Origin of the sequence: Streptomyces sp. NPDC001604, from assembly GCF_042893475.1 — a bacterium.
Classification (GTDB): Bacteria; Actinomycetota; Actinomycetes; order Streptomycetales; family Streptomycetaceae; genus Streptomyces.
Genome location: NZ_JBIAUY010000003.1, coordinates 587,754 through 614,435, shown reverse-complemented (window position 1 = coordinate 614,435; position 26,682 = coordinate 587,754). Strand labels below are relative to the sequence as shown.

Genomic DNA, 26,682 nt, shown 5'->3' with positions numbered 1-26,682 from the left:
ATCGCCCTAATCACCTTGCCCGGAAAGGGAGTTGTCTTGTTGCCGGTCGCCCGCCACGCCCCACCGTGCGGGCGGCTGTTGACGGCCCGGCCCGCCCCTGAGGTTCCCCCGCAGGGGCGGGCCGGGCGCCGAGACAACACGAAGGCTCCATCCCAATGACGAGTCTCAGTACGACAGTTCAGGCCGCCGCTGTCGGCCACCCCGCCTACAGCCAGACCTTCCCGTGCAAGCCGTCGACGGCCGAAGTCGGCCGCAAGCTCGTCCAGGATGTCCTCGGTATATGGCACCTGGACGACCTCGCCGACCCCGCGACGCTGATCATCTCGGAGCTGATCGCGAACGCCGTCAGGCACACCCCGTGCCACTCGGTCCGCCTGATTATTGGGCGGCCGAGTGCGACACGGTTGCGCGTTGGGGTGGTGGACCGGGCGCCATCGCGCTTGCCAGTGCTCGGGCCACTTGATGAAGACGACGAGTCAGGCCGTGGCCTGCTCCTGATCGACGGCATCGCCGACCGCTGGGGCTACGACCTTCACGGCCCGGACGGGCGCCCATGGTGCAAAGAGGTCTGGGCCGAACTCTTCATGAAGGGCGACGAGTGAACCCGGCCGCGGTGCCCGCACCGTTGCCGGATGTCACTCGCCTCCGTCCTCGCCAGCAGATGGCCATGGAGTGCGCACACTGCGCCCGGTACCTGGGGGCGAGCGGCGAACTGTTGGGCGATGTGCGTCATCGGGGCTTGCTGTTCCAGCTCTGGGTGTGCGGGCCCACCTGCCGGTCGCCCACCCCGTGGACGGGAGCTGAGACATGACCCCCCGAGTGTATGAGCACTGGGTCACCGGTGACTGCTGGCTCGGGTGCGAGCGCACCGGAGTGCCCGTGATCTGGCTCGGCCCACTCCAGTGGGACGGGCAGCACGCCCCGGTCCACGCCTGCAAGCCGTGCCTCGACCGGCTCAAGGCTCAGGCGCTCGCCTACTTCATGGAGAGGCGGCCGGCTGCCGTCTGACCAGACTCCCGCCTCCGGCCGTGCGGACTGTGCCGTACGGCCGGAGGTGGGCACCACCGCACAACAACACCCCAACCACTCAGAGGAGTTGGCATGACACGCAGCACCGTAGTACCGGGCAGTACTCATGTGAGCCAGCAGACCCCGAGGACGTCGGACGGCTTCGACCTGGACGTGTCCCTCGTCGAGGTCGCCGATCCCGCAGGTCTGGTCAACCTGACCGACGACAACTGCGGAACCACCTGCGGCGCCTGCACCACCAACGTCGCCTGACCCGAGGCTTCACGTCGCTCCCGGCTGGTGCCGCCGCGCCCTGTGGCGTGGCGGCACCAGCCGCCCGTCCTCACCTACGGAGGTAGTGGTGGCTGCTCCGCGCCCAGCGTTCCGAACCGGCACGACCGCTCTCGTACGAGCCGTTGCCCGGCCGACACTGCCGTGCCCACCGCTTCCGGACCTCGACGATCACTCTCCCAACGGGTCCGCTACCAGTGTCGCCTGGCTGCGCGCGGTCTGGGCGCACGGCGACCTCGCCGAAGCCCTGGAACACGCCAGCCCAGTCCTGACCGCGCAGGTACGGACCGTGTGCACGGCCGATGAGCCGTCAACACGAGACGTCCGGCGTACGGCACTGTCCGTGGCCCGCTACCTGCTGCGCTCCCAGCACCGGGCGACGCCATTCGGGCTCTTCGCTGGTGTGACCGTCGCGGAATTCGGTCCGCAGGCGGGCGCACGCTGGGGTGTGGAGCACGTGGCCGTCGGCCATGCGGGCGCAGAGTGGTTGGCAGCCGTCGTCGAGAGGCTGGAGTCCTGCCCCGACCTTCTCGAACGGCTGCCGGTGGTCGTCAACAACACCGTGACGAGCCGCGGCGACCGGCTCATCGTGCCGTTTCAATCCGCTGCCCAAGACGATCGGACTCGCGCGGTTGAGGCGTCCCTGGCTTTGACCGAGCCCGTACGCGCGGTCCGCGCCGCGACACGGGCGCCAGTCCGGTTCGGTGCGCTCGCGGACAAGCTCCAAGCGGAATACCCCGAGGCCGGGCCGGAGAAGGTGTACCGGCTGCTGGTGGAGCTGATCCAGCGCCGTGTGCTGATCACGAGTCTGCACGCGCCGAGTACCGAGACCGACGCCCTCGGGTATCTGCTGGACCAGCTCGACGTCATTGATGCCGATACCCTCCCTCCGGTCGCAGAGATCGTGCGCGAGCTGCAGGCGATCCGGACCGGTCTGGAGGAGTGCACTTCACCGGGCAAGCGGGATGGAGTCGCAGCGCGGATGAGGGCTTTCGTGCCGGGCCTGCGCCGCCACCCTGTCGCGCTCGACCTGCGCTTGGACGCGCAGCTCATACTGCCGGACGCGGTCGCCCACGAGATCGAGCGCGCGGCCCTGATCCTGACCCGAGTCAGCGCCCGCCCATACGGCACCGCGGCGTGGGGCGCGTACCACCAGCGGTTCTACGAGCGGTACGGCATCGGCACGATGGTGCCGCTCCAGGAAGTCGTCGCGGACAGCGGCACTGGCTACCCCTACGGCTACCCGGGCACCCCGCCCGGCGCCCGTCGACCTCGCGTCTCCGCTCGGGATGACGCGCTCGTACGGCTGGCGCAGGCCGCCGCGCTCGACGGCCGCGACGAGGTGGTCCTCACCGACGAGCTGATCGACGCCCTGGACGTAGGGCCCGACGAACCCCGGGTGCCGCCACACCTGGAGGTGGGGGTGCGCGTCCATGCGGCCAGCGTGGGCGAGCTGCAGCGTGGGCAGTTCCGGCTGGAGGTCGTAAGCGTGTCTCGCGGCGCCGGCGTCTCCACAGGCCGGTTCCTCAGCGTCCTGGCTCCCGCCGACCGTGAGGTACTGGCCGCCGAGCTGGCTGACCTTCCGACCGCTGACAGCAACACCGTGCCCGCGCAGCTGTCCTTTCCGCCGCTCCTGCCCGAGAGCGCCCACGTCACACGCGGCCCGCGAGTCCTGTCCACCGTGATCAGCCTCCAGGAACACCGAGCCCCCGCCGACGATGTCCTCACACCTGCGGACCTGGCAGTGGGGTGCGACGGCCGCCGCATGTACCTGGCCGCCCCCGAGCGCGGCCAGCGCATCGAGGCCGTCGGGATGCACGCGCTTAACCTCCGCACCCATACTCCGCCGCTGGTGCGATTCCTCACCGAGTTGTCGCGTGCTCAATGTGCGCAGGTCACCGGCTTTGACTGGGGTGCTGCGGCGGCGATGCCGTTCCTACCGCGCCTGCGGTACGGGCGCACGGTGCTTGCCCCGGCCCGCTGGCGGCTGGAGGCCACCGAGCTGCCGGGCCGCGCACGGCCTCGGGCCGAATGGGACGCCGCCCTCGCCGACTGGCGGGCCCGGCGGCGGCTACCTCGGCGGGTCTACCTCGTGGAGGACGACCGGAGTCTCTTTCTTGACCTCGACGAGGCCGGCCACCGGACGCTGCTGCGCCAGCACCTCGACCGAGTGGGCCTGGGCGTGCTCGTCGAGGCGGCGGAACCGGGGGCGTTCGGTTGGTGCGACGGTCGCGCCCACGAGGTAGTGGTGCCGCTCAAGGCGATCCGTCCGCCGGCGTGGCCGGCGCTTCCTGCCCCCACCCTGGCTCGCGCCCTCTCCTCAGCCCAGATGCAGACCCCGGCCGCTTCGTCGGTGTTGCTGGCCACCTTGTATGGAGACGCTCGCCGCCAGGACACCCTGCTCTCCTGCCACTTGCCCGATCTGCTCGAACGGCTCGGTGGCCCGCCGTGGTGGTACATCCGCTTCCGCGACCCCGAGCAGCACCTGCGTCTGCGCATCGCGCTACAAACGCCGGAGGCATTCGCCGAGACGGCTCGAACCATGAGCATGTGGGCCGACGAGCTGCGCGGCGCCGGTCTGCTGGCGGACTTGCGGTACCCCACCTCCTACCGGGAGATGGGCCGTTGGGGATCCGGCCCTGCGTGGGACGCGGCCGAGGAAGTTTTCCGGGCGGACTCGCGCGCCATCCTGGCCCAGCTCTCGCAGCCGCGCCGCCCACACGAGCGCACGCTGGTGGCCGCACACACTGTCTCCATCGCCTCCGCGTTCCTCGGCAGCACGCAAGCCGGGATGCGCTGGCTGATCGACCACATCCCTCCCACAGCGCCCGAGCCCGCACCGCGCCCGCAGTTCACCGAAGCCGTACATCTGGCCGACCCGGGCGACGACTGGACAGCCTTGCGCGGCGCCCCCGGAGGAGCGGCGATCGTGTCGGCGTGGGCCGATCGCGACGCGACGCTCGCCGCGTACCGCCGGCACCTGCCAGGTCCCCACACCCAGGGCATCGCCCTCGATGACGTCCTGACCTCGCTGCTGCACGTCCACTTCGTACGGCACATCGCGGTGAACTTCCCCGAAGAAGAGGTCTGCCTCTACCTCGCTCGCGCTGCCGCCCTGGCCTGGAACGCCCGCACCACTGGGAGGACACCATGACCGCAAAGGCCGTGCTGGACCTGGCCAACGCCGTCGCCGAGCAGCTCGCAGACCCCCACACGGCGCACCTTGGGCCAGCGGTCTCTCATCGGCAGCACCTTGCCTATGGCTTTCCCGGCATCGCGCTCCTGCACATCGAGCGGGCTGCGGCCGACCTGGGGCCCTGGCAGCGCGCCCACGACTGGCTCGCCGCCGCCTCACGCGAACCGCTCACCAGCGGCCCCGACAGCCACCCCTTCTACGGGGCGCCCGCCTTCGCGCACGCTCTGGCCTGCGCCGCCGATCACCTGCCCTGCACCTACCAGCGCGCCCTCGACACTCTCGACCGACAAATAGCTGACGACGTGAGCCGCCGCGTCGACGCCGCACACCGGCGCATCGACGCCGGACTCCTCCCAGCACTCGCGGAGTTCGACACCATTCGCGGCCTGAGCGGATACGGCTCCCACCTCCTGCGCCGCAACCCTCACAGCGCCACCCTGCGTGCCGTACTCGACTACTGCGTACGCCTCACCCAACCAATCACACACGACGGCGAGAACTTGCCCGGTTGGTGGACGGACACAGGGCCCTCGGGCCGCCCAGACGACCGTTTTCGCGGCGGACACGCCAACAACGGCATGGCGCACGGTATCGGCGGCGTGCTCGCGCTCCTGGCGCTCGCCGCCAGGCAGGGCACCTTCGTCGACGGCCACGATGACGCACTGGGCCGGATCCTGGTGTGGCTGGACCGATGCCGAGAGGACACCGACCGAGGCCCAGCGTGGCCGTACTGGGTCACCCGGGACGAGCTGCGGAACGGCCGACTCACCTCGTCCACGCCGCGGCAGCCGTCATGGTGCTACGGCACCGCCGGCCTCGCCCGCGCCCAGCAACTCGCCGCGCTCGCCCGCGGCGACACCCGCCGCCAGTTGGACGCCGAGAACGCCTTCGTGGCCGCCCTCACCGACCCCGCCCAGCTCAAGGCCACGACGGACAACGCCCTGTGCCACGGCTTCGCCGGCCTCGCCCACGTCGCCGCCCGCGCGGCCGACGACGCCCACCCCTCGACCGCGGGACAGCTCCGCGCCACGATTCCAGCACTCCTAGCCGCAGTCCACCCGCCGGACACCGATCCCACCCACGCCGCCACGACGCTCATACAGGACGAGGAGCGCGGCCCCGGCCTCCTCGACGGCGCAGCCGGTATCGCCCTGGCCCTCCTCGCGACCAGCACCGCCGCACCGCCCCGATCCACCTGGGACGCCTGCCTGCTCATCGGCTGACCCACCGACCGAAGGACGACCCGCATGCCCCCGGACCGCTCCGACCGCTGGCAGCAACACAACATCACCTTCGCTGACCGCGAGAGCGCCCAGCGCGCCATCGTCGGACGCATCGCCCCTGTCCTCCTCGCCGCTGAAAGGGACGGGCAGCTCACCGGCTGGTGGTTCATGAACAAGCAGCCCTGGCCGCTGCGGTACCGCGCGGACGCCCCTTCACCCGCCGTCGAAGCGCTGCTGAGCGACCTCGTCCAGGACGGCACGGCCGTGTCATGGCTGCCCTACATCTACGAACCCGAGACCCACGCCTTCGGCGGGCCCCAGGCCATGGACGTTGCCCACGACCTGTTCCACAAGGACAGCCGCCACCTGATCACGTATCAACCAGGCCCGGAGCAGCTGGGACGCCGGGAAACCGCCGTGCTGCTGGCCAGCGTGATGATGCGGGCGGCCGGCCTGGACTGGTTCGAGCAGGGCGACGTATGGGTAAAGGTCGCCGACCTCCGACCGGCCTCCGGCCTTCTGCCCTCTGCGCGGGCCGCCGAACTGGCGCCCGCGATGCGAAAGCTGATGACGGTCGACGCCCATAGCCTGTGCCGCCCGAACGGCCCCCTCGCCGAGCACAACGAGTGGGTCGCCGCTTTCGAGTGGGCGGGCACTGCGCTCGCCGACCTCGCAGGCCGCGGCGCCCTCACTCGCGGTCTGCGAGCCGTCATTGCACACCACGTGATCTTTCACACCAACCGCGCCGGTCTTCTCCGGGACGACCAAAGCGCCATGTTCAACATCGCACGAGAGGTAATCATGGGAACGAGTGACAACACCGCGTCGACCGACGAGGCAACGGCCGAGACGGATAGCGTCAGGGCGATGAACAGCGACACGATCGCCACCCCCACGGCTGACGCCGAACGCCTCCGCAACGCCCTGGTCGACCAGCTTCGCGCGGACGGGCACGCCCGCACGGCCGCAGTCGAGAATGCGCTGCGGACTGTGCCCCGTCACGTGTTCGTGCCGGATGCGTCGCTCGAAGACGCCTACGCCAACGCACCGGTGCACATCAAGTACGACACCGACGGCACATCGATCTCGTGCGCTTCCCAGCCGGGCGTCGTCGCCCTCATGCTGGACCAACTCGAAGCCCAGCCCGGCGAGCGCATCCTCGAACTCGGCGCCGGCACCGGCTACAACGCCGCTCTCCTCGCCCACCTGGTCGGGGAGAGCGGGCACGTAACCACCCTCGATGTCGACGACGACCTTGTGGAGGGCGCTCGCGCACACCTGGCCGCCGCCGGTCTCACCAACGTCGAGGCCGTGACCCGCGACGGAGCCCTTGGCTACGCCGAAGGAGCGCCGTACGACCGGATCATCGCCACCGTGGGCGCGCACGGCGTACCGCGCGCCTGGATGCAACAGCTCGCCCCCGGCGGCCGGCTCCTCGTCCCTCAGCGCCTGAAGGGCACTGTCTCCCGGTCCATTGCCTACGAGCAGCGCGACGGCCGATGGGTTTCTCTCGGCAGCGAGATGAACACCTTCATGCCGCTCCGGCGGGGCATCGCCGACGACGACCGCCGCGTCATCCCGCTCAGCGCAGACGGCACCGTCCGGCTTCAGGCCCCCGCTGGGCAGAACATCGACGCCGATGCCCTCGCCGGAGTCCTGGACCAGCCGCGCACCGAGGAGTGGACCGGCATGACGGTCCGCGCCATGGAGTCGCCGGAGTGGATGGAACTGTTCGTCACCTGTTCCCTTCCCTCCGGCCTCATCCGGATGCTGTTCCCCAAGAACACCAAGGGCACTGTGCTCACGGAAGACCCCTACCCCTCGTCGACCGCGGCCGTCGACAAGGGCGCCGTCACCTACCTGGCGCGACGCGTGTCGGAGAAGAAGACCCCCGAGGGCGACAAGCTCTGGGAGTTCGGCGTCATCGGCCACGGTCCCGGCAGCGACGATCTCGCCACGAAGGTCGCCGATGCCATCCGCACCTGGGACCGCGAATACCGCGGCCGCAAGGCCACGTTCGAAATCCAGCCCATCGATGCCCCTGCCATCGAGCAGCGCCCCGGACTCTTCGCTCTGGACACCCCGCTGAACCGCATCGTCGTCGACTGGCGGTGACGCCCCTGCATAGCGGACGGTGCCCGCCCGCGTACGGCTGGCGGGCACCGTCGCCCCAGCACCTCCCACCCACGCCCGGGGGACCCATGGACCCGCACGGACCCATAGCTCAGCGCTTCCCGCTCGTCGCCCGATTCCGACCCGCCTGTCTGCCCGTGCCCGAACGAGTGTGTGGCCTCGTCGACCTCGCCGAAACGGCGGTGAAGAACGACGACCAAGGGCTCGCATCCGCCGTCTACAACCAGGCCGCGCTCATCGCCTCCGATCTCGGCCTTCCCGATCTCGCCCGCGAGATGTGTCACCAGCACGCCGCCGCCTACCTCGACACTTGCCCCCTGCCGGGTATGAGCGCAATCCGGGGACTGGAACCCGTCGTCAACCTCGCCCGCCTCCAGATCCGCGCCGGCCACGCCGACGAGGGACGCCAGCACCTACTCGACCTGTACAAGGCCGTCGAGGCACGCACAGCTGCCCGGTTCGAGGGCATCGCCGTACCGGCGGACCTCACTACGACCAACGAGGACCGCCACGAGGTCCGCGCGTGGCTGTGGCGCGTGCTCCTCGCCGATGGAACGCGCACGCTCACCACCGAGGGACGTTGGGCGGAGGCCCTGAGGCACCTCGAGACTCACCGCGGCGTAGGCAAACGGATGCTCGATGGACGCCAAGTGGCCATACTCACTGCCCTCGTTGCGGGTGACACGGCATGGGCAGCTGTTCTCCTAGCCGAAACGATGCCCGGCGATCCGTGGGAGCAGGCCATCACGGCATGCTTGACCGCCCTGTGCCGCCGCGGCGCCGAGCTGCCGGTCGAAGACCAACTGGCGGCGTTGGTGACCACATATCTGGAGTGGCTGGCCGAACCTGGGATGACCGTCTTCGACATCCGGCTCGGCCTGACCGTCCTCGACGCGATCGGTTCCGCCGAGGCTCCTACCGCCCACCGCATCGTCGAGGACCTCCACCGAAGGACGGCCGGTGCCGAAGACGGCTACGCGGCCCGCGAGAACCTGGCGCACCCTCTGTTCACCGCGATCGCCACGGACAGGCAAGCCCACGACTGCCGCGCTCTCGTGCATGCCTGCGCCCTCGGGGCAGGGACTATTCCGGGCGAGCTGCAAGGACAGCTGACGTCGGCTCTCAGCGCCAGCGACATCGTGATCCGGGACAGCCTTGCGCGCTTCTCCAATTCCGGGCGTAAAACTCGGTGAGCTGCGTGAGTGATCAGCTAGCCACCCTCTTCCCTTAGACAGTCGTGCGCTGCCGGGATTTAGTGCCGACCTCGGTCAGCTGATCACTGCAGCGCAGGAGCACTGGACCATCGGCATCGCACGCATTGGTCACCGTCCGAGAAGTCGGCTGGATCCACGGCGGGGATCATCAAGGGGCGAGTGGGTCTGTGTGACGAGGCTCCGGCATTCGCCCACGGCAGACGAGAAAATGGCCCACGGGACTGGAACCCCGTTCGGGATCATGTCAACGTACAACAACCCTGAAAACACCAGGTCAGCCACGGGGCGCAGCATTGAAGGTCAGCCTGCAGAGGGGCTGACCGCTATGGCAGTACGCATCCCGCGCTGCTCGGTCTCACGACCGCGTCCCGCTCCGAGGAGGTCCACCTGTCGAGTCCCGCCTTCCAGTTCGCCCTCATCGCGCGCCCTATCCCGCTCCCCGCCGCGAACGCCTGGACTGCCCGGGGGACGGAGGGCTTTGGCGTCATTTCCAGGGCTCTGCCTCTTTGTGTCTGCACGCCAGGATCTGGTGTAACGCGGTAACCGCCGTGGTCGAGGGGTCCCGACGTGCATCGCTGCGCACCGCAGTACGGCAACGCGCCACGGCGCCTGAGTTGTTGGCGCTGTGAGGTCGTAGGGCCCGTGACCTCGATCGGCTCACGGGCGGCAGGCTGCCCGTGCTCGTCACGGATGGCGCACCCTCGTCCTCCGCTCGTACCGCGTGACCGAGGCGGAAACAGGCGCGATGAGCAGCCTTCGTAGTGCAGGGCGATACATAGCAGAAGATCCCCGGTTACCGAAACCGGGGATCTTCCAGAGCATTGGTGGTGTTCGCATTCGGCTGTGCTTGGCGGTGGGGCCGTGGCGGACACAGTTGGCAGAGCCGTACGCATCCGAGAGGAGATATTGGGTGGCTGTTGCCAGCTGCTGTGTACATCAATGACCAAGATTTCATGCCCACGGCCACTGCTGCTCGCTACGTACGGTCTCCTTCCGGACCGCTCGCTTGTGCGCCGGGTGGAAATCATCCGTTGTATCGATGCGTGATACCTGGCTGCGTCTTGTCGTCCGCTCCAGGACGGCGGCCGTGCAGAAATGGGGATCTCTGCTGCATATCGATGCGCGCCTGCATTTCCGGCATGAAGCCTTTTTTAATGTGAGGGTGATATTGCATGGCTCGTCCTCCGGCGCTGAAGCTCGCCGAGGTTCTCGCGGAGATTCGTATGAGTCCGTCGGCGTTCTACCGAATGCGCGCTCGCGGGCAAGCGCCCCGCATGGTCAAGTTGCCCAATGGTGAACTCCGGTGTCGTCGTTCTGACCTGGATGCCTGGTGGGACATGTGCGAGAAAGATGCTGATAATTGGCGATGAGTTACAATGTCCGTTTCTGGGACATACGGGAGCGCCCCGATCGGCGCAAGCCGTTTATGGTCCGGTGGACGGTCAATGGGCGCGAGAAATCAGAGTCATTCATGACCGTCGGGCTCGCCGACAGCAGGCGGTCAAAGCTGATGACCGCAGCGCGCGATGGTGAGCCCTTCGATGAGCACACAGGGCTGCCAGCGTCCGAGCTGCGAGCTATCAAGCAGCGGACGACATGGTATGACCTTGCGCACGAATACCTCGACCAGCGTTGGGACCGCACGCCGGGAAACACCCGCCGCACACTGGCCGATGCATTCGCCACCATCACGCCTGCCCTTGTGCGCTCTGGTGCGACCTATCCGGAGCCGCGTGTGCTGCGGCGAGCGTTGTACTCCTGGGCGTTCAACAAGAAGGCGTGGGAGAAAGAGCCCGTTGAGGAATGGCGGCAGGCGCTGGACTGGATGAAGCGGAACTCCCTGCCCGTCAGCGCTCTCGCGGAAGCCGATGTACTGCGACGGGCATTGGACGCTCTGTGCCTCAAGCTGGACGGCAAAGAGGCTGCGGCCAAGACGGCACGACGCAAGCGGGCTGCATTCAACGAAGTCCTCAACATCGCTGTGGAGAAGGGTTATTTCACGGAGAATCCTCTCAATGGGCTCAGGTGGAACGCTCCAGCGGTCAACGAGGAAGTGGACCCGGCTGCCGTTCCCAATCCCGCCCAGGTCGCCCGGCTGCTCGCAGCGGTTGCCCAGCAGCGCGGGCGCGGCCCTCACCTGGAGGCGTTCTTCGGCTGCATGTACTACGCGGCGATGCGGCCTGCTGAGGTCATCCATCTCAGGCTCGAACAGTGCCATCTGCCCGACTCCGGCTGGGGGATGCTCAACCTGTCGGGTGGCGTCGTCATCGCAGGCAAAGACTGGACGGACGGTGGCGCGGTGCACGAAGTGCACTCCCTCAAGCGCCGCGCGGCCACCGCGACTCGGCCTGTGCCCATCCCGCCGCAGTTTGTACGCATGCTCCGCGCACACATCGAACGCTTCGGTGTGGCGCCGGACGGCCGACTGTTCCGGAACCAGGCCGGCAACTACGTGGACGCGGCTGCATATGGCACAACGTGGTCGCGGGCACGGAAGTACGTCCTGACCCGTACAGAACTCGCCTCCAAGCTGGCCAAGCGGCCCTACGATCTCCGGCACGCCGGGATCTCGTTCTGGCTGTACTCCGGTGTGGACCCCGCCGAGTGCGCTCGTCGCGCGGGCCAGAGCATTGAGGTCCTCTTCCGTCACTACGCCAAGTTCCTGGACGGCGTCCGAGAGCAGGCCAACCGTCTCATCGAGCAGTCCATGCAGGAGTGGGACCGCGTCAGCCAAGGCGCGGAGTCTGAAGGGTGAGTCGGGGTTTGGTCCGTGACTGGTCCGGAAGTACTGGTCAGGAGCGGGACAGCGGTGGGATGAACTGGGAGTTATGACGTAAGTCGGTCCCTGCGCTTGGCGGGCCGAGAGGAAGGCGCCCGACGGGCAAAAGCCTAGGTCAGGCGCCTTTTTTCGTGCCTCTAGAAGAATCCCAGCTTCTTCGGCGAGTACGACACCAGAAGGTTCTTCGTCTGCTGGTAGTGCTCCAGCATCATCTTGTGCGTCTCGCGCCCGATGCCGGACTGCTTGTAGCCGCCGAACGCCGCGTGCGCCGGATAGGCGTGGTAGCAGTTCGTCCAGACGCGGCCCGCCTGAATCGCGCGGCCTGCCCGGTACGCGGTGTTGATGTCCCGCGTCCACACGCCCGCACCGAGGCCGTACAGCGTGTCGTTGGCGATCTTGATGGCGTCGTCGAAGTCGTCGAAGGACGTCACGGAGACCACCGGGCCGAAGATCTCCTCCTGGAAGATCCGCATGCGGTTGTCGCCCTCGAAGATGGTGGGCTGGACGTAGTAGCCGCCCTTCAACTCGCCGTCGTGTTCGAGGCGTTCACCGCCGGTGAGGACCCGGGCGCCTTCCTGGCGGCCGATGTCGAGGTAGGAGAGGATCTTCTCCAGCTGGTCGTTGGAGGCCTGGGCGCCGATCATCGTGTCGGTGTCGAGGGGGTGCCCGGGCTTGATCCGCTCGGTGCGGGCGACCGCCGCCTCGAGGAACTCGGCGTAGTTGCCGCGCTGCACGAGCGCCCGGGACGGGCAGGTGCACACCTCGCCCTGGTTGAGAGCGAACATGGTGAAGCCCTCGAGGGCCTTGTCCCGGAAGTCGTCGTTGTGCGCCCAGACGTCGTCGAAGAAGATGTTCGGGGACTTGCCGCCGAGCTCCAGGGTGACCGGCTTGATGTTCTCCGAGGCGTACTGCATGATCAGCCGCCCGGTCGTGGTCTCACCGGTGAACGCCACCTTCGCCACCCGCGGGCTGGACGCGAGCGGTTTGCCCGCCTCCACACCGAATCCGTTGACGATGTTGACGACACCCGGCGGCAACAGGTCGGCGATCAGGCTCATCCAGTAGTGGATGGACGCCGGGGTCTGCTCGGCGGGCTTGATGACGACCGCATTGCCCGCGGCGAGGGCGGGGGCGAGCTTCCACACCGCCATCAGGATCGGGAAGTTCCACGGGATGATCTGCGCGACGACGCCGAGCGGCTCATGGAAGTGGTACGCCACGGTGTCGTCGTCGACCTCGCCGAGCGAGCCCTCCTGCGCACGGATCGCCCCCGCGAAGTAGCGGAAGTGGTCGATGGCGAGGGGGATGTCGGCGGCCAGCGTCTCACGCACCGGCTTGCCGTTCTCCCAGCTCTCGGCGACCGCCAGCTTCTCGAGGTTCGCCTCCATCCGGTCGGCGATCTTCAACAGGATGGCGGAGCGCTCGGTCACCGACGTGCGGCCCCACCCGGGGGCGGCCGCGTGCGCCGCGTCCAGCGCCCGCTCCACGTCCTCCGCCGTGCCGCGCGCGATCTCCGTGAACGGCTGCCCGTTCACCGGCGACGGGTTCTCAAAGTACTGTCCGCGGGCCGGCGGCACGTACTCGCCCCCGATGAAGTGGTCGTAGCGCGCCTGGTAGGAGACGATCGCACCCTCGGTGCCGGGCGCCGCGTAACGGGTCATGCTGCTCTGCCTCCCTCGAAGCGCTGCCCGCCGTTGGGCAGCTCCCGTCGGGAGGCTAGGCACGACGACGTTGCAACTACGTTGCCGCGAGCGCCCCGGGGATCAGAGCGAGCTCTACGCCGCTGCGGCTCCCCGGCGGCAGGTGGCCCTGGGCCGGGTGGGCCCTGCGGTCGGCTCGTCCTTGGGGGTGCTTTGGGGGCTTGGATGGCTGGTGGGGCGTGGGGGTGGTCAGTGTCGTGCGGTGGCAGGGTTACGTCGGTGTGGTTGCGCGGTGGCAGGTGGCCCTGGGCCGGGTGGCCGGTGTGGTCGGCTTGTCCTGGGGGTGTTTTGGGCGGGCTTGGGTGGCTGGTGGGGCGTGGGGGTGGTCAGTGTCGTGCGGTGGCAGGGTTACGTCGGTGTGGTTGCCCGGCGGCCGGTGGCCCTGGGGCGGGTGGGCGGTGCGGTCAGCTCGCCCTCCAGCGCGGCCAGTCGGGCCCGGACCGTCGCTGTCGGCCGGAGCACGGCGAGTGCCCGCCACACGTCGAGGTCGTCCTCGCCCCACGGCGCATGCGCCCAGTCGGCCAGCAGGTCGGGGTCGCGGCGGGCGATCAGCGCCGTACGCAGGGCGTCTGCGAGTCGGTGCCTGAGCCGCACCACCGCCGGGGCCTGGGAGCCGGGCAGCAGCGGACCCGCGTACGCCGTCGCGGCCGCCGTGACCGCTCCGGTCTCCAGCCGCCGCTCCACGACGGCCACGTCGCACTCGACGGGCACGGTCAGCCGGTACGGCCGCGAGGCCAGCAGCCCCGGGCCCAGCACCCTGCGCAGCCGGGCCAGTTCGGCGCGCAGCGTCACCGGCGTCACCGACTCGTCCTCGTACAGCGCGCACAGCAGCTCGTCGCCGGTCAGCCCCTCCGGGTGACGGGCCAGCAGGACGAGGATCTCGCTGTGCCTGCGGCTGAGCCTGATCCTGCGCCCGCCGGTGAGAAGGTGCGCCTCGTCCCGGCCCAGCGCCGTCAACTCGGGCGTGTCGGCGGCGGGCCGCTCCGGGGTGAGCAGCGCCAGCTGTGACTCGGCGGCGCGCGCGACCGCCTGAACGAAGCCCAGGCTGTGCGGATGCGCGAGACCGTCACCGCCGGTGATGTCCACGGCGCCGAGCACCCGCCCGGTGCGCGGATCGTGCACCGGAGCGGCCGCGCACGTCCAGGGCTGCACCTGCCGGATGAAGTGCTCGGCCGCGAAGACCTGCACCGGCCGGTCGACGGCGACCGCGGTGCCCGGCGCATTGGTGCCCATCGCCGTCTCCGCCCAGCGGGCACCCGGCACGAAGTTCATCCGCCCCGCATTCCGCCGGGTGGCCGGATGACCCTCGACCCACAGCAGCCTGCCGTTGGCGTCGCACACCGCGAGCAGATGCTCCCCGTCGGCCGCGAACGTCCCCATGAGCTCACGGAACAGCGGCATCACCCGCGCCAGCGGATGCTCGGCCCGGTAGGCGCCGAGCTCTCCGTCCACCAGCTCCACGCTCGCCGTGCCGTCGGGCCCCACGCCGGCCCGCGCGGAGCGCCGCCACGACTCGGCCACCACCGAACGCACCGGACGCATCACCGTGCCCGCCTCGGTGAACGTCTCGTGCGCGCGACGCAGCATCCGCGCGCGCTCGGCAGGGTCGGCCCCCGGCTCCAGGGCCACCCACGGATCGGTCAACTCGGCCTCCCCGAGAGGTGATGCGGCTGAGGACATCGTCACTCCCGGTGCGCGCGCCGACAACCGTTTCGACCAGGTCACCCGGATGACGGCCCGCCCACCGGGTCAACGGCCTCCCCATTGGGCCCAACCGACCCCGCCGCGGTCAGCCGACGCCGACGAGCCTTATGTAGCGCCTCCAGTCCCAGTGGCGTCCGGGGTCGGTGTGGTCCGTCCCCGGCACCTCGTAGTGCCCGATGATGTGGTCCCGGTCCTTCGGGATGCCGTACTTGGTGCAGATCGCCGCGGTGAGTCTGGCCGACTGTTCGTACAGGGCGTCGGTGAAGTACGCGGGCCGGTCCACCCAGCCCTCGTGTTCGATGCCGATGCTGCGCGTGTTGTAGTCCCAGTCGCCCGCGTGCCAGGCGATGTCGGCCTCCCGCACGCACTGCGCCACATGCCCGTCCGCCGAGCGCACCAGGTAGTGCGCGGTCACCTTCTTCTCCGGGTTCTGGAAGATGGCGAGCGTCTTGGCGTACGTCTCCTGCGTGACATGGATGATCACCATGTCGAGGGGATAGGACGCGGGACGGTCCGATGCCGTGTAGTTGGACCTGCTCGCCGGCTGCCACTCCGCGCCCGGGTAGTCGACGGCCTGGTCCTGCGCCCCGGCCCGCGCGTCGGGAAGTAACGCGTACGGGACGGCGGACAGCGCGGTGCCCTTCAGGAACCACCTTCTGGATGTGCTCGGTCCTGCCCGTTCCATGAAGCCGTGCCTTTCGATCAGTGGGGGAGGCTCAGCCCCGCACAGTCGTCGCGATCTCGCGCAGCTGCGCGTGCACGCCGCGATGAGTCTCGCGCGCGGGCAGCCACTGTTTGCGGATCTTGGCCACGCAGGTGTAGTTGGTGTCGCACACATTGGCCAGCGGCGACTCGACCGCCTGGGTCGCGAACTGATAGGCATCCAGCTCGCTGAAGCCGTAGTCGCGCACCAGCCACTGCACCAGGTCGAGCTGTGATATCCGGAACGCGTCCTCCAGCGGGCGGGCCGAGCCCGTCGAGATGATGTGCGTGTCCGACTCGATGCGCGGCCAGGGCGTGGCGAGCCCCTTGAGCAGTTCCACGATCACCACGGTGTTCATCGCACACTCGACGGCGACCCCGCAGGTCTCGCCCTCGCCCTGTCGCGCATGCCCGTCGCCGAGGCTGAGCAGCGCGCCCTCCACGTTCACGCCGAGGTAGCAGGTGACACCGGCCCGCATCTCAGGCGTGTCCATGTTGCCGCCGTGCGCGTCGGGCACCAGGGCCGAACGGACCTCGAGGTTGGCGGGGGCCACGCCCACGGTGCCATGCATCGGGTCCATGGGCAGCTCGGCCTCGATGTCGCTGTCGTGCGCCCGGAACAGCGCCGTGCGGCGGGCGCGGTCGAGCTGCCAGATCCACACCGTCTCCGGCAGCGGCGGCTGGAGTGTGGCCGTGGTGTGCGTGGAGGTGAGCGCGCCGAACAGCGGGACCGTGGTGGACGCGGCCCAGTCGCGGGCCGGTTCGACGGACACGAAGTGCACGGCGATGGTGTCGCCCGGTTGGGCGCCCTCGACGTAGAACGGCCCGGTCTGCGGATTGAGGAAGGGGAACTCGCACACCTCGGACACCAGGTCCTTCTCGGAGCGCACCCGCCCGGCGAAGCAGTCCTCGGTGTACAGGTCCAGGACGGTGCCGGGCGCGATGCGCGCCACGGGCGGTGCGCCGCCGAACGTCCAGGCGTACTCGCCCGGCGAGGGCCGGACGGTCAGGATGCGGGGGTCGCTCATGGACGTGCTGCTCCGTTCTGCGCAGGGGCGGTGGGGGAGGGGTCGTCGAGATGGACGCGGGCCGTCTCGGACATCCGCTCGGGATGGCGCCGCATCAGCACCAGCAGCACCACGACGCCGGCAGCCATCCACACGGCGACGATCGGCCCGGCGTACGACACCGGTGGGGTCAGCTCGGTGACGAAGTCGAAGACGGGCAGGCCCGCCGCGGTCAGCAGCGCGGGCACGAACGCGACGATGCCGAGCAGCGGCAGCAGGAGATGCCGTACCGGTTTGAGCAACTCCCGTCTGCGGCGCAGGAAATAGCCGGCACATGCGAGGTTGACGACGATGTAGACGCCGATCACGACCGTGACGATCACCGTGGCGAGCAGCAGGAAGGCCGTCACCGGGTCGTAGCCGAAGCCGAGCCCCAGCACGGCACCGACCGCCACCACGCTCTGCACGGCGATTCCGGCGACGGGGGAGCGGTATCTGGGGTGGAGCGCGGCGAGAAGGCGGGGCAGGACGCGGATGCGGGCCAGGGCGTAGGCGGTCCGGGTGGAGACGTTCGCGCACGCGTTGGCGTTGGCGATCGTCGAGTTCACCACGGCCAGGAACACCAGCACCCAGAACAGGCCGAACGACGCCCGTGCCACACCCTCCCAGGACGCGGCGCCGGAGGCCCCGAACTTCGCGAACCGGTCCGGTCCGAAGTACACCGTCATGGCGTAGGTCGTGACCACGTAGAACAGGCCGATCCCGAGCGCCGCACCGAGCACTGCCCGGTGCATGGTGCGGCGCGGGTTGCGCGTCTCCTCGGCGAGCGGCGCCGCGGCCTCGAACCCGGCGAAGGCCAGCACTGTGTACACCGACCCGGCAAAAACCCCGCTGACCCCCTCATAGCCCTCGGCGGTGTGCGAAGTGCCGAACACCGAGAGGGTGTTGTGCGTTCCCGCCTTGCCGATCAGCCAGACGGCGAACGCCAGGAAGACCAGAACCTCGAAGACGCCCAGGACGGTGCCGAAGCGGGCCGAGGCACGCACCCCGAAGTACCCCGCGGCTGCGATGATCGCCGCACCGGCGAGGGCCCAGGGCCACCACAGGTCCGCCGGATACGAGGACCACTCCTGGTGCAGTGTGCCCGCCGTGGTGAAGCCGAGCTGCAGAAGCAGCAGCGGCGGCACCAGCGCCTCCACGAACACATAGCCCCAGCCGACGAGGAAGCCGACCGTCGGATGCAGGCCCTGCGCCGCATACGTCGACACCGAGCCCGCCGCGGGGAGCTCACGCGCCAGCTCGGCCACGCAGGACGCGGTGAACAGGCATGCCACCAGCGCGATCAGCACGGCCAGCGGCAGACTCCCGCCGGCGAAGGCCGCACCCGACGGAATGGACGCGGCGACGGCTGCGGCCGGCGCCATGGCCGTGATGCTCTGGAACAGCACCTCGCGCAGCCCGATCGCGTCACGCCTGAGACCTGCGTCCGCCGCCCCATCCCCCGACATGTGCATCCCCTTCAATCCACGCCGACTTGCCCGACGCCGCCCGACCCGACGGGAGTGCCTCGCGTGAATCACGGTACGGCGCTTGCGAGTTGGGCAGAAGAGCGCAGCGTGCTTCGGTGGACGACGGCGCGAATGTGGAAAACCCGGCCACCCGTAAGGGTGAAGCCGACGGCTGAAGCGATCTACCGCGTATGCCGCAGGCTTGCCGAAAGATGGTGCTGCAACGGCCGGCCGACCGCCGCGAGATCGAAGGCGAAGGTGAGGGTGGCGTCGTCGGCGAGGGTGTAGCGGCGGCGGGTGGCGGTGACCTCCTTCGCGGTGGGGGTGAGCGCCACGTCGTGGGTGGAGAGATCCACCGTGCCCTTGCCGGCCTGGCCGACGGCGATCTCGGCAATCCCGGTGGGCTGGGTGATCAACGCCTCCACCCGGCCGTCGGGCTGAAGCCGCCACCAGCCGCTCTCCCGGGCCGCCGGACGCAGCGGCGCGTCCTCGGCATCGAGGAGCCAGGCCCGGGCCTCGTAGTGGAGGAAGGGGCGCCCGTCATGGCTGAAGACGACCTCCTGACCGTAGGCGAAGTCCCCGTCGAGTGTCGGGTAGCCGCCCTCGCCCCGGCCCCGCCATGTGCCCAGGAGACCGAGCACGGGCGCGAGCAGCGGATGCGGTGCGGGCGGTGTGTCCGGCCGGTGGCTGTCGGGGTACGGGTGCTCAGCTGCGGGGTCGAACACGGTTGCGCTCCTCGGGTCGTGCCGGTGCCGGGGAAAGCCTAGGGCGGGTGCCGGGTGCTGATGCGGAACAACGGCGCGGGTGCCGGGATCAGATCCGTACAGCCACCGCCGCGGGTGTCGTGGTCAGGTCCGTTCGGCCGCCGGTGTGGGTGTCGTGGTCAGGTCCGTTCGGCCGCCGGTGTGGGTGTCGCGGTCAGGCCCGTTCGGCCACCGCCGCGGGGTCGTCCAGAACCGCCCGCACCACCGAGTGCGCCGCTCCGAGAAGCGGCCCCTCCGGGCCCAGCCGCGACACCGACACCGGACAGGCCGGGCCCGCGGTGCGCCGGTCCAACTCGGCCTCCAGCGACGGAAGCAGCCACGGCGCGAGCCCGGCCAGGGCACCGCCCAGCACCACGTTCTCGGGGTCCAGCAGATTGACTGCCCCGGTCAGCGCGATGCCGAGCGCCCTGCCCGCGTCGCGCAGCGCACCCCGTACGGCCTCGTCGCCTTCGGCGGCACGGCCCGCCAGCAGCCCGACCCGGTCCGCGCCCGGCTCCAGGCCCGCCGCACGCAGCACGGCCTCCTCACCGGCGTACTGCTCCAGACAGCCGCGCCCGCCGCACGGGCACGCGGGCCCCTCCGGCTGCACCGGCACATGCCCCAACTCGCCCGCGAAACCACGCGTTCCGCGCAGCAACCCGCCGGCCACGACGACCGCCGCGCCGATACCGATCTCCGCCGACACATGCAGGAAGTCGTGCGGGGTGCGCTCGCCGAGCCAGAGTTCGGCGAGCGCACCGAAGTTCGCCTCGTTGTCGACGGTCAGCGGAATGTCGGTGGGCAGCAGCGCCCCGATGTCGGTGTCGTGCCAGTCCAGGTTCGGGGCGCGTACGACGGTGCGGGCGTCGCGCGCCACCAGGCCCGGCACGGCCACCGCGAGCCCCGCGGGCCACAGTCCCTCGCCCTCCGCCTCGGCGACCACCCGGCGTACCAGCCCGGTGAGTTCCTCGATCACCGGCCGGGGCGAGCGGCCGCGGTTCGCACCGTGCCGCACGGCACGCGCGCGTACCTGTCCGCGCAGATCGACCGCGCAGACCGCGAGGTGGTCCACGCCGATCTCGGCGCCGATGCCGGCGGGACCGTGCCCACTTACGGCGAGCGCCGAGCCGGGACGGCCCACCCGCCCGGGCCGCTCGGGGCCGAGCTCCTCGAGCAGCCCGGTGCGTATGAGCTCGTCCACGAGGGTCGACACCGCTGCCCGGGTCAGCCCGATGCGGGAGGCCACGGCGGCACGGGAGAGCGGTCCCTCGGCGCTGACCGTGTGCATCACCCGGGCCAGGTTGCGGCGGCGCATGCCCTGCTGGGTGTCGGGCAGCACCCGCCCCGGGCCGGCCGGGTGGGCCTCGTGCAGCGGTGCGGTCATGCCCCCGTCCTCAGCTGTCGGTGCTCCGCTCCAGCAGCGGGGCCGCGTCGGAGAGTACCCCGGCGATCCTCGCCAGCGTCGGCTCGTCCCGCTCCACGGCCTCAAGGACCGGGCCCGCGGCGGTGTTCCAGCGCCGGGCGACCGCCGCCGGATCCTCCCCGGTCAGCAGGCCCGCAGCCTGTGCCGCGGCGCCCAGCGCGACCAGCTCCTTGGCCTGGGGCACCTGGACCGGGCGGCCCGACAGACGGCGTACGGTCTGCTGCCAGGCCGTCCCCCGGGCGCCGCCACCGATCAACAGCAGCGGGACCGAACGGTCCGCGTCCTCGTCGAGGACCAGGTCCAGCGCGCCGAGCAGGGAGTGCACGGCCCCGTCGTAGGCGGCCTGCAGGAGCTGGCCGCCGGTGGTGTCGTGCCGCAGTCCGTGCAGCAGACCGGAGGCACTGGGCAGGTTGGGGGTGCGCTCGCCGTCCAGGTAGGGCAGCAGCGTGACGGCGGTGGTCGGCTCGACGGCCTCGCGGTCCAGGTCCAGCAGCGCCGCCACGCGGTCGACGGCGAGCGTGCAGTTCAGAGTGCAGGCCAGCGGCAGCCAGTCGCCGTGGGCGTCGGCGAAGCCCGCCACCGTGCCGGTCGGGTCGGCAGGGCGCCGCTTGGAGACCGCGTACACCGTGCCCGACGTGCCCAGGCTGAGCACCGGGGTGCCGGGACGCAGCCCGAGGCCGAGCGCCGCAGCGGCGTTGTCGCCCGTCCCCGGAGCGACCAGGGTGCCCTTGGAGAACGGCAGGTCGTGGCTGTCGCGCACGGTGCCGGCCACCTCGCCGGGCCGGACCACCCGGGGCAGCAGCGAGGGGTCGAGCCCCACGTGCGCGAGGGTCTCCTCGTCGTAGGACTCCGTCCCCGAAGCCCACCAGCCAGTGCCGGAGACATCGCCACGGTCGGTCGTGCCCTGCCCGGTCAGCCGCTCGGTGAGGTAGTCGTGGGGCAGGCGCACCGCCCTGGTGGCGCGGACCGCCTCCGGCTCGTTCTCGGCCAGCCACGCCCACTTCGTGACCGTGAAGGACGGTCCGGGCACGCTTCCGGTGCGCTCCGCCCAGGCCTTCGGGCCGCCCAGCTCCTCGACCAGGCGGCGGGCCTGCGGCGCCGAGCGCACGTCGTTCCACAGCAACGCCGGGCGGACCGGCTCGCCCCGCTCGTCCAGCGTGACGAGGCCGTGCTGCTGTCCGCCGATCGAGACGGCGGCGGCCTCGTGCGCCGCGTCGCCGCACTGGTCGAGGGCCTGACACAGGGCGTCCCACCACTGGCGCGGGTCGCTCTCGCGGCCGGCCCCGGAGGAGACGGTGTGCGGCGCCTGGCCGCTCGCGACGACCTGACCGGTGGCCGCGTCGACGACGAGCGCCTTGGTGGACTGGGTGGACGTGTCCACGCCGACGACGAGCGGACCCTCGGCTGCTGACATCGGGCTCTCCCTTTTTCCGCGGCTCTGCGGCTCTGACCTGGTGGTTCGAGGGTTCCCAGGCCCTGGCGACCCGGAACCTCACCCCTTCGGGGACATCTTGTCCCTTCCCAGGGACGCGTCCGCATACTAATTTGTAAACCGCCATGACGAAATAGTCGCAAGGCAACGGTCGCAAACGAGCAAGGAGCCGCGGCATGAGCTACCAGCCCACCCCCGAGGACAGGTTCACCTTCGGCCTGTGGACCGTCGGCTGGCAGGGAAGGGACCCGTTCGGTGACGCCACGCGGCGTGCCCTCGACCCGGTCGAGACGGTGCAGCGCCTGAGCGAGCTCGGCGCGTACGGCGTCACCTTCCACGACGACGACCTGATCCCCTTCGGATCCTCCGACACGGAGCGCGAGTCGCACATCAAGCGCTTCCGCCAGGCCCTCGACACGACCGGCATGACCGTGCCGATGGCCACCACCAACCTCTTCACCCACCCCGTCTTCAAGGACGGCGCGTTCACCGCCAACGACCGCGAGGTGCGCCGCTACGCCCTGCGCAAGACCATCCGCAACATCGACCTCGCGGTCGAGCTCGGCGCGAAGACGTACGTCGCCTGGGGTGGCCGCGAGGGCGCCGAGTCCGGCGCCGCCAAGGACGTGCGCGTCGCCCTCGACCGCATGAAGGAAGCCTTCGACCTCCTCGGCGAGTACGTCACCTCCCAGGGCTACGACCTGAAGTTCGCCATCGAGCCCAAGCCGAACGAGCCCCGCGGCGACATCCTGCTGCCCACCGTCGGCCACGCCCTCGCCTTCATCGAGCGCCTGGAGCGCCCGGAGCTGTACGGCGTCAACCCCGAGGTCGGCCACGAGCAGATGGCCGGGCTGAACTTCCCGCACGGCATCGCGCAGGCGCTGTGGGCGGGCAAGCTCTTCCACATCGACCTCAACGGACAGTCCGGCATCAAGTACGACCAGGACCTGCGCTTCGGCGCCGGTGACCTGCGCGCCGCGTTCTGGCTGGTCGACCTCCTGGAGAGCGCCGGTTACGCGGGCCCGAAGCACTTCGACTTCAAGCCGCCGCGGACCGAGGACCTCGACGGTGTGTGGGCCTCGGCCGCCGGCTGCATGCGCAACTACCTGATCCTCAGGGAGCGCGCGGCCGCCTTCCGAGCCGACCCGGAGGTCCAGGAGGCGCTGCGTGCCTCGCGCCTGGACCAGCTCGCCCAGCCGACCGCCGCGGACGGACTGCAGTCCCTGCTCGCCGACCGCAGTGCCTTCGAGGAGTTCGACGTCGAGGCGACCGCCGCGCGCGGGATGGCCTTCGAGCAGCTCGACCAGCTGGCCATGGACCATCTGCTGGGGGCTCGCGGCTGAACGGCACGCGTACGCGTGCGCGTGCGTGCTTGATCCGTATGCGCAATCCGTATGCGCACGCGCGCGTGCCCGAGCGACCTCCGCGCGGAATGCCCCGGAACCGTACGGTCCAGGGCATGGGGCCGTATCAACTTCAGTGCGGGGGTCGCTTCCTGCCCGATGTGCGGCGACTGTGGACGGTATGGCCATACCGCCCGTACCGCCTCAACCGCCCGGACCGCCGGGTGACACCCCGCCACCGGGCGGCGGGTTCGGACCACCTCCGACCTACGGCGACTGGCAGCCGCCCCCACCGCCGCCCGGGCGGCGCCGCAACCCGCTCTTCGTCCTCCTGGTCGCCCTCGCGGCGGTCGCCGTAGTGGTCGTCGTCGTCCTGATGGCCTCCGGCCGCGACGACTCGCCGGACAAGAAATCACCCAACGACACCAGTGCGAGCTCCGGCCTCACCTCGTCGCCGTCCCTGAGCATCCCGACGGAACTGCCGAGCAAACTGCCCAGCGGACTCCCGTCGAAGCTGCCCAGCGAACTGCCGAGCAGTGTCCCGAGCGACCTCCGATCGCTGATCCCCTCCCTGGGGAGCCTCGACCTTCCGTGACATGAGGTCGGGCATCGCGAGAAGGCCACGCGTTGCCAACGGCCAAGCGGCAAAGGCGGGTTCACGGGGACGGGCCGACGGTCTACGGAATCGACCCGGATACTGGGAACATGCATTTCGTCTTCTTCATGACCCTGCCCGGGCTGGTCGTCGTGCTGACCCTCCTGGCCTTCGTCGACCAGCTGCTGATGCGCGCGGGTCGGGCAGGAGTGCTGCCGTGGCGGAACAGCGCACGTCAGGGGCAGATATCGGCGACCGGATTCGAACAACTGCATGCGAGCCTTTCCCCGGGCAAGCAGCACGAGCTGAAGGAACGCCAGTCGTCACTGGTCTTGCCGGACAACGAGGATGACGGGGCTCCGCCGAACAGGACGACGGTGGACCTGACCGCGGGGACGGCGGTCGTACGGATGCCGCGCCCCGGGCGGTAGGAGCATCGCCCGACCGTCGAAGGCCGACGAGCGAAGGTGCCGGAACATCGATGCCATGACCGGGCTGAGTCGGCGCGAGCGACTACGAGGCAACGACGAGCCCGCAAGGGGTGGATGGCGACGCTGCCGCCAGATGTCCTTCGCCCCCTACCAACCCGGCCGGGGGCCGTGCGCGCTCCGCGGCGCACGGGCCGAGACGAGCGTCGCCACCTGGACCCTCGATGCTCTGGCCGTCGGCTGGACCACCACCGCATCCCTCGCTCTGATCACCGCGCCCGGACCACGCCTACGCGCTGTACGGCTGGACCAGGGACAGCTCGTGGTCAGCGAGCAGCATCCCCTTCACCCCGGCCGACCGGGACCGGCTCATCCCGGGCCGGGTCCGCTACGTCGGCATCTCCGACAACGGCGACGAATCCGCAATCACCGTCTCCATGGCGTACTTCAAAGCCAAGGCCTGCCAGGAGCTGTGGCGCTACGGTGCCTCGGCCAGAGCTTGCTCCAAACTGTTCGCCATTTCGTCGGCAGTCCGGTGGGTCGGTGGCCATATCTGATTGGTGGGCGACCGGCGCGGTTCGGGTGCCCGGCACCCTCAACCGCCGAGGTCGCTGCACTTGCGCCGTCCATGCCAAGGCTCTATAACGTCTCCTGCAGGTATCGGCGGGGATGGCCGGAAATGGCAGTTGCCGCCGACCAGGGGGGATCCTCGGCTCCGTCGCCATCGGCATCAATGCCCGCAGACCGACGGAGGCCGAACCATGACCAACGACGCATATCGCGCTGCCCTGACCCGCCTGGCCGTCGACCCGGCCTTCCGCGCCGAACTCGACGGCGACACCGGAGAGGTGGCGCGAAGACTCGGCCTGTCGCCCGCCCAGGTCGTCGAACTCCGCTCCCTCCGCGTCGAGTCCGACACCGATGGGGGACCGGCCGCTCTGGACCCACGGCTGTCCAAGTCGTCCCTGTTCTTCGGAAGTGCGGCGCACGCGCTGGCGCACCACGACGTCGCGGCCGACCACGCACTCCCGGTCGACCACCAGGCCGCGGTGACGCACGAGGCGTCCACGACCCACGCCGTTCCGGCGGAGCATGTCTCCGGCGACCACGAAGCCGGTGCCCCCGGCTCCACCGAGCACGGCTACGACCTGTCAGGTCCCGCCGAGGGCCAGGGGGGCGCCGCCGACTTGGGCACGGCCTCCACCGGCGCCCACAGCCTGCTCGGCGGCCCCCTGCTGGACCGGTCCCCGGCCGAAGCGGCCGGCGAGCTGGGCCAGATCGGCAACTTCGGCGACTTCGGCAACTTCGGAGGGTTCGGCGACCATGCCGGCGGCGCCGAGGGGGGCTTCGGTGATTTCGGCGCCGGGGGCGACGGCGGATTCGGTGGCCCCGAAGGGGACTTCGGCGGTTTCGGTGACGGTGCCGATGGCGGGTTCGGTGGTGCCGGCGGCGGGTTCGGCGAGGGCAGCCTCGGTGACGGCGGCTTTGGTGACGGCGGTGCCGCTTCCGGTGGGTTCGGCGAATTCGGCGGCCATGGCGGCTTCGGCGGTGCCGGCGGGGAAGGTGGCGGGGACGCCGGTCACTTCGGCCACGGTGGCATCTACGACCGTGACGGCGGCGAAGGCGGCGGTGGCGAGGGTGGCGGCGGTGGTGAGGGCGGCGGCGATCCGGAGAACACCAATCGTCCCAGCGGTGGCGGTGGCCACGGCGGTGGCGGTGAGGGTGGCGGCGGTGGTGAGGGCGGCGGCGATCCGGAGAACACCAATCGTCCCAGCGGTGGTGGCGGTCACGGCGGTGGTGGCGAGGGTGGCGGCGGTGGTGAGGGCGGCGGTGACCCGGAGAACACCAATCGTCCCAGCGGTGGTGGCGGTCACGGCGGTGGTGGCGAGGGTGGCGGCGGTGGTGAGGGCGGCGGCGATCCGGAGAACACCAATCGTCCCAGCGGTGGCGGTGGCCACGGCGGTGGTGACGGTGGGGGCGACGGAGACGGCGGAGGCAGCCAGGAGAACATCGGTCGGCGTCCCGGCGGTGTCGGAGAACCCGGCGGCGGCAACCGCATCATCGTCCAGGGCGGCCTGCCCGCCTCGGCCGAGGGTGACCACAGTAATCACATCATCGTCCAGGGTGGCCTGCCCGCCTCAGGACTCGGAAACGCCGCCACGCACCTGCCGGACTCCGGCCCCGCCGCGGAAGGCGACGAAGGCTTCAACGGCGGTACGTTCCTCAGCGGTTCCGGCGCAGGCTGAGCGACCG

The 26,682-nt window shown here is 70.2% G+C and carries 21 protein-coding genes; 13 read left to right on the top strand and 8 right to left on the bottom strand.

Going from position 1 to position 26,682, the window contains the following annotated elements; genetic code table 11:
- The first annotated feature begins 155 nt into the window (after nucleotides 1-155).
- The 9 genes from ACFY1E_RS12175 (at nucleotide 156) to ACFY1E_RS12135 (ending at nucleotide 11,820) form a co-directional block, all read left to right on the top strand.
- A complete protein-coding gene (locus ACFY1E_RS12175) occupies nucleotides 156-602 on the top strand; it encodes an ATP-binding protein (protein WP_389074459.1) in 447 nt (148 codons plus the stop codon).
- Nucleotides 603-807: 205 nt separating this feature from the next.
- Nucleotides 808-1,008, top strand: coding sequence for a hypothetical protein (locus tag ACFY1E_RS12170; protein WP_389074457.1), 201 nt, complete (start codon nucleotides 808-810; stop codon nucleotides 1,006-1,008).
- Between the two features lie 93 nt (nucleotides 1,009-1,101).
- On the top strand, nucleotides 1,102-1,281 hold the full coding sequence (locus ACFY1E_RS12165; protein ID WP_389074455.1) for an FxLD family lanthipeptide: 180 nt from the start codon (nucleotides 1,102-1,104) through the stop codon (nucleotides 1,279-1,281).
- A gap of 226 nt (nucleotides 1,282-1,507) precedes the next feature.
- Nucleotides 1,508-4,453, top strand: coding sequence for a lantibiotic dehydratase (locus tag ACFY1E_RS12160; protein ID WP_389074918.1), 2,946 nt, complete (start codon nucleotides 1,508-1,510; stop codon nucleotides 4,451-4,453).
- On the top strand, nucleotides 4,450-5,718 hold the full coding sequence (locus tag ACFY1E_RS12155) for a lanthionine synthetase C family protein (RefSeq protein WP_389074452.1): 1,269 nt from the start codon (nucleotides 4,450-4,452) through the stop codon (nucleotides 5,716-5,718). Before ACFY1E_RS12160 ends, ACFY1E_RS12155 begins: the two co-directional genes overlap by 4 nt.
- 24 nt (nucleotides 5,719-5,742) lie before the next feature.
- The gene (fxlM, locus tag ACFY1E_RS12150; protein ID WP_389074450.1) at nucleotides 5,743-7,833 is read left to right on the top strand and encodes a methyltransferase, FxLD system; all 2,091 of its coding nucleotides are present in this window, start codon (nucleotides 5,743-5,745) and stop codon (nucleotides 7,831-7,833) included.
- An 86-nt stretch (nucleotides 7,834-7,919) separates the two neighbouring features.
- Entirely contained in the window at nucleotides 7,920-9,044 is a 1,125-nt protein-coding gene (locus ACFY1E_RS12145) for a hypothetical protein (protein ID WP_389074448.1), read from the top strand.
- Between the two features lie 1,193 nt (nucleotides 9,045-10,237).
- Nucleotides 10,238-10,435, top strand: a complete 198-nt coding sequence (locus ACFY1E_RS12140) for a helix-turn-helix transcriptional regulator (RefSeq protein ID WP_389074447.1) — start codon at nucleotides 10,238-10,240, stop codon at nucleotides 10,433-10,435.
- Nucleotides 10,432-11,820, top strand: a complete 1,389-nt coding sequence (locus ACFY1E_RS12135; RefSeq protein WP_389074445.1) for a tyrosine-type recombinase/integrase — start codon at nucleotides 10,432-10,434, stop codon at nucleotides 11,818-11,820. Before ACFY1E_RS12140 ends, ACFY1E_RS12135 begins: the two co-directional genes overlap by 4 nt.
- A gap of 161 nt (nucleotides 11,821-11,981) precedes the next feature.
- Here ACFY1E_RS12135 and adh read toward each other — a convergent pair whose 3' ends face one another.
- The 8 genes from adh to xylB form a co-directional block, all read right to left on the bottom strand.
- A complete protein-coding gene (gene adh, locus ACFY1E_RS12130) occupies nucleotides 11,982-13,505 on the bottom strand; it encodes an aldehyde dehydrogenase (RefSeq protein WP_389074442.1) in 1,524 nt (507 codons plus the stop codon).
- Nucleotides 13,506-13,892: 387 nt separating this feature from the next.
- On the bottom strand, nucleotides 13,893-15,224 hold the full coding sequence (locus ACFY1E_RS12125; RefSeq protein WP_389074440.1) for a GAF domain-containing protein: 1,332 nt from the start codon (nucleotides 15,222-15,224) through the stop codon (nucleotides 13,893-13,895).
- Nucleotides 15,225-15,333: 109 nt separating this feature from the next.
- Entirely contained in the window at nucleotides 15,334-15,933 is a 600-nt protein-coding gene (locus ACFY1E_RS12120) for an N-acetylmuramoyl-L-alanine amidase (protein WP_389074437.1), read from the bottom strand.
- A 31-nt stretch (nucleotides 15,934-15,964) separates the two neighbouring features.
- Nucleotides 15,965-16,978 carry an acetamidase/formamidase family protein gene (locus ACFY1E_RS12115; protein WP_389074435.1) on the bottom strand — a complete coding sequence of 338 codons (1,014 nt, stop codon included), beginning with the start codon at nucleotides 16,976-16,978 and terminating at the stop codon, nucleotides 15,965-15,967.
- A complete protein-coding gene (locus ACFY1E_RS12110; RefSeq protein WP_389074432.1) occupies nucleotides 16,975-18,465 on the bottom strand; it encodes an APC family permease in 1,491 nt (496 codons plus the stop codon). The genes ACFY1E_RS12115 and ACFY1E_RS12110 overlap by 4 nt, the downstream gene beginning before the upstream one ends.
- Before the next feature lie 182 nt (nucleotides 18,466-18,647).
- Nucleotides 18,648-19,190, bottom strand: a complete 543-nt coding sequence (locus tag ACFY1E_RS12105) for an FABP family protein (RefSeq protein ID WP_389074430.1) — start codon at nucleotides 19,188-19,190, stop codon at nucleotides 18,648-18,650.
- A 193-nt stretch (nucleotides 19,191-19,383) separates the two neighbouring features.
- Nucleotides 19,384-20,592, bottom strand: coding sequence for an ROK family protein (locus tag ACFY1E_RS12100; RefSeq protein ID WP_389074427.1), 1,209 nt, complete (start codon nucleotides 20,590-20,592; stop codon nucleotides 19,384-19,386).
- Between the two features lie 10 nt (nucleotides 20,593-20,602).
- A complete protein-coding gene (gene xylB / locus ACFY1E_RS12095; RefSeq protein WP_389074425.1) occupies nucleotides 20,603-22,045 on the bottom strand; it encodes a xylulokinase in 1,443 nt (480 codons plus the stop codon).
- Nucleotides 22,046-22,239: 194 nt separating this feature from the next.
- On the opposite strand from xylB, the gene xylA reads away from it, so the two are divergent.
- From xylA to ACFY1E_RS12075, 4 genes are all read left to right on the top strand, one after another.
- Entirely contained in the window at nucleotides 22,240-23,406 is a 1,167-nt protein-coding gene (gene xylA / locus ACFY1E_RS12090; protein ID WP_389074422.1) for a xylose isomerase, read from the top strand.
- 181 nt (nucleotides 23,407-23,587) lie between these two features.
- Entirely contained in the window at nucleotides 23,588-24,001 is a 414-nt protein-coding gene (locus tag ACFY1E_RS12085) for a hypothetical protein (protein WP_389074421.1), read from the top strand.
- A gap of 110 nt (nucleotides 24,002-24,111) precedes the next feature.
- Nucleotides 24,112-24,432 (top strand): DUF6191 domain-containing protein, encoded by a 321-nt coding sequence (locus tag ACFY1E_RS12080; RefSeq protein WP_389074418.1) that lies wholly within the window; start codon nucleotides 24,112-24,114, stop codon nucleotides 24,430-24,432.
- 758 nt (nucleotides 24,433-25,190) lie between these two features.
- Complete coding sequence (locus tag ACFY1E_RS12075) at nucleotides 25,191-26,675, top strand: hypothetical protein (protein WP_389074416.1); 1,485 nt, start codon at nucleotides 25,191-25,193, stop codon at nucleotides 26,673-26,675.
- The last annotated feature ends 7 nt before the right edge of the window (nucleotides 26,676-26,682 follow it).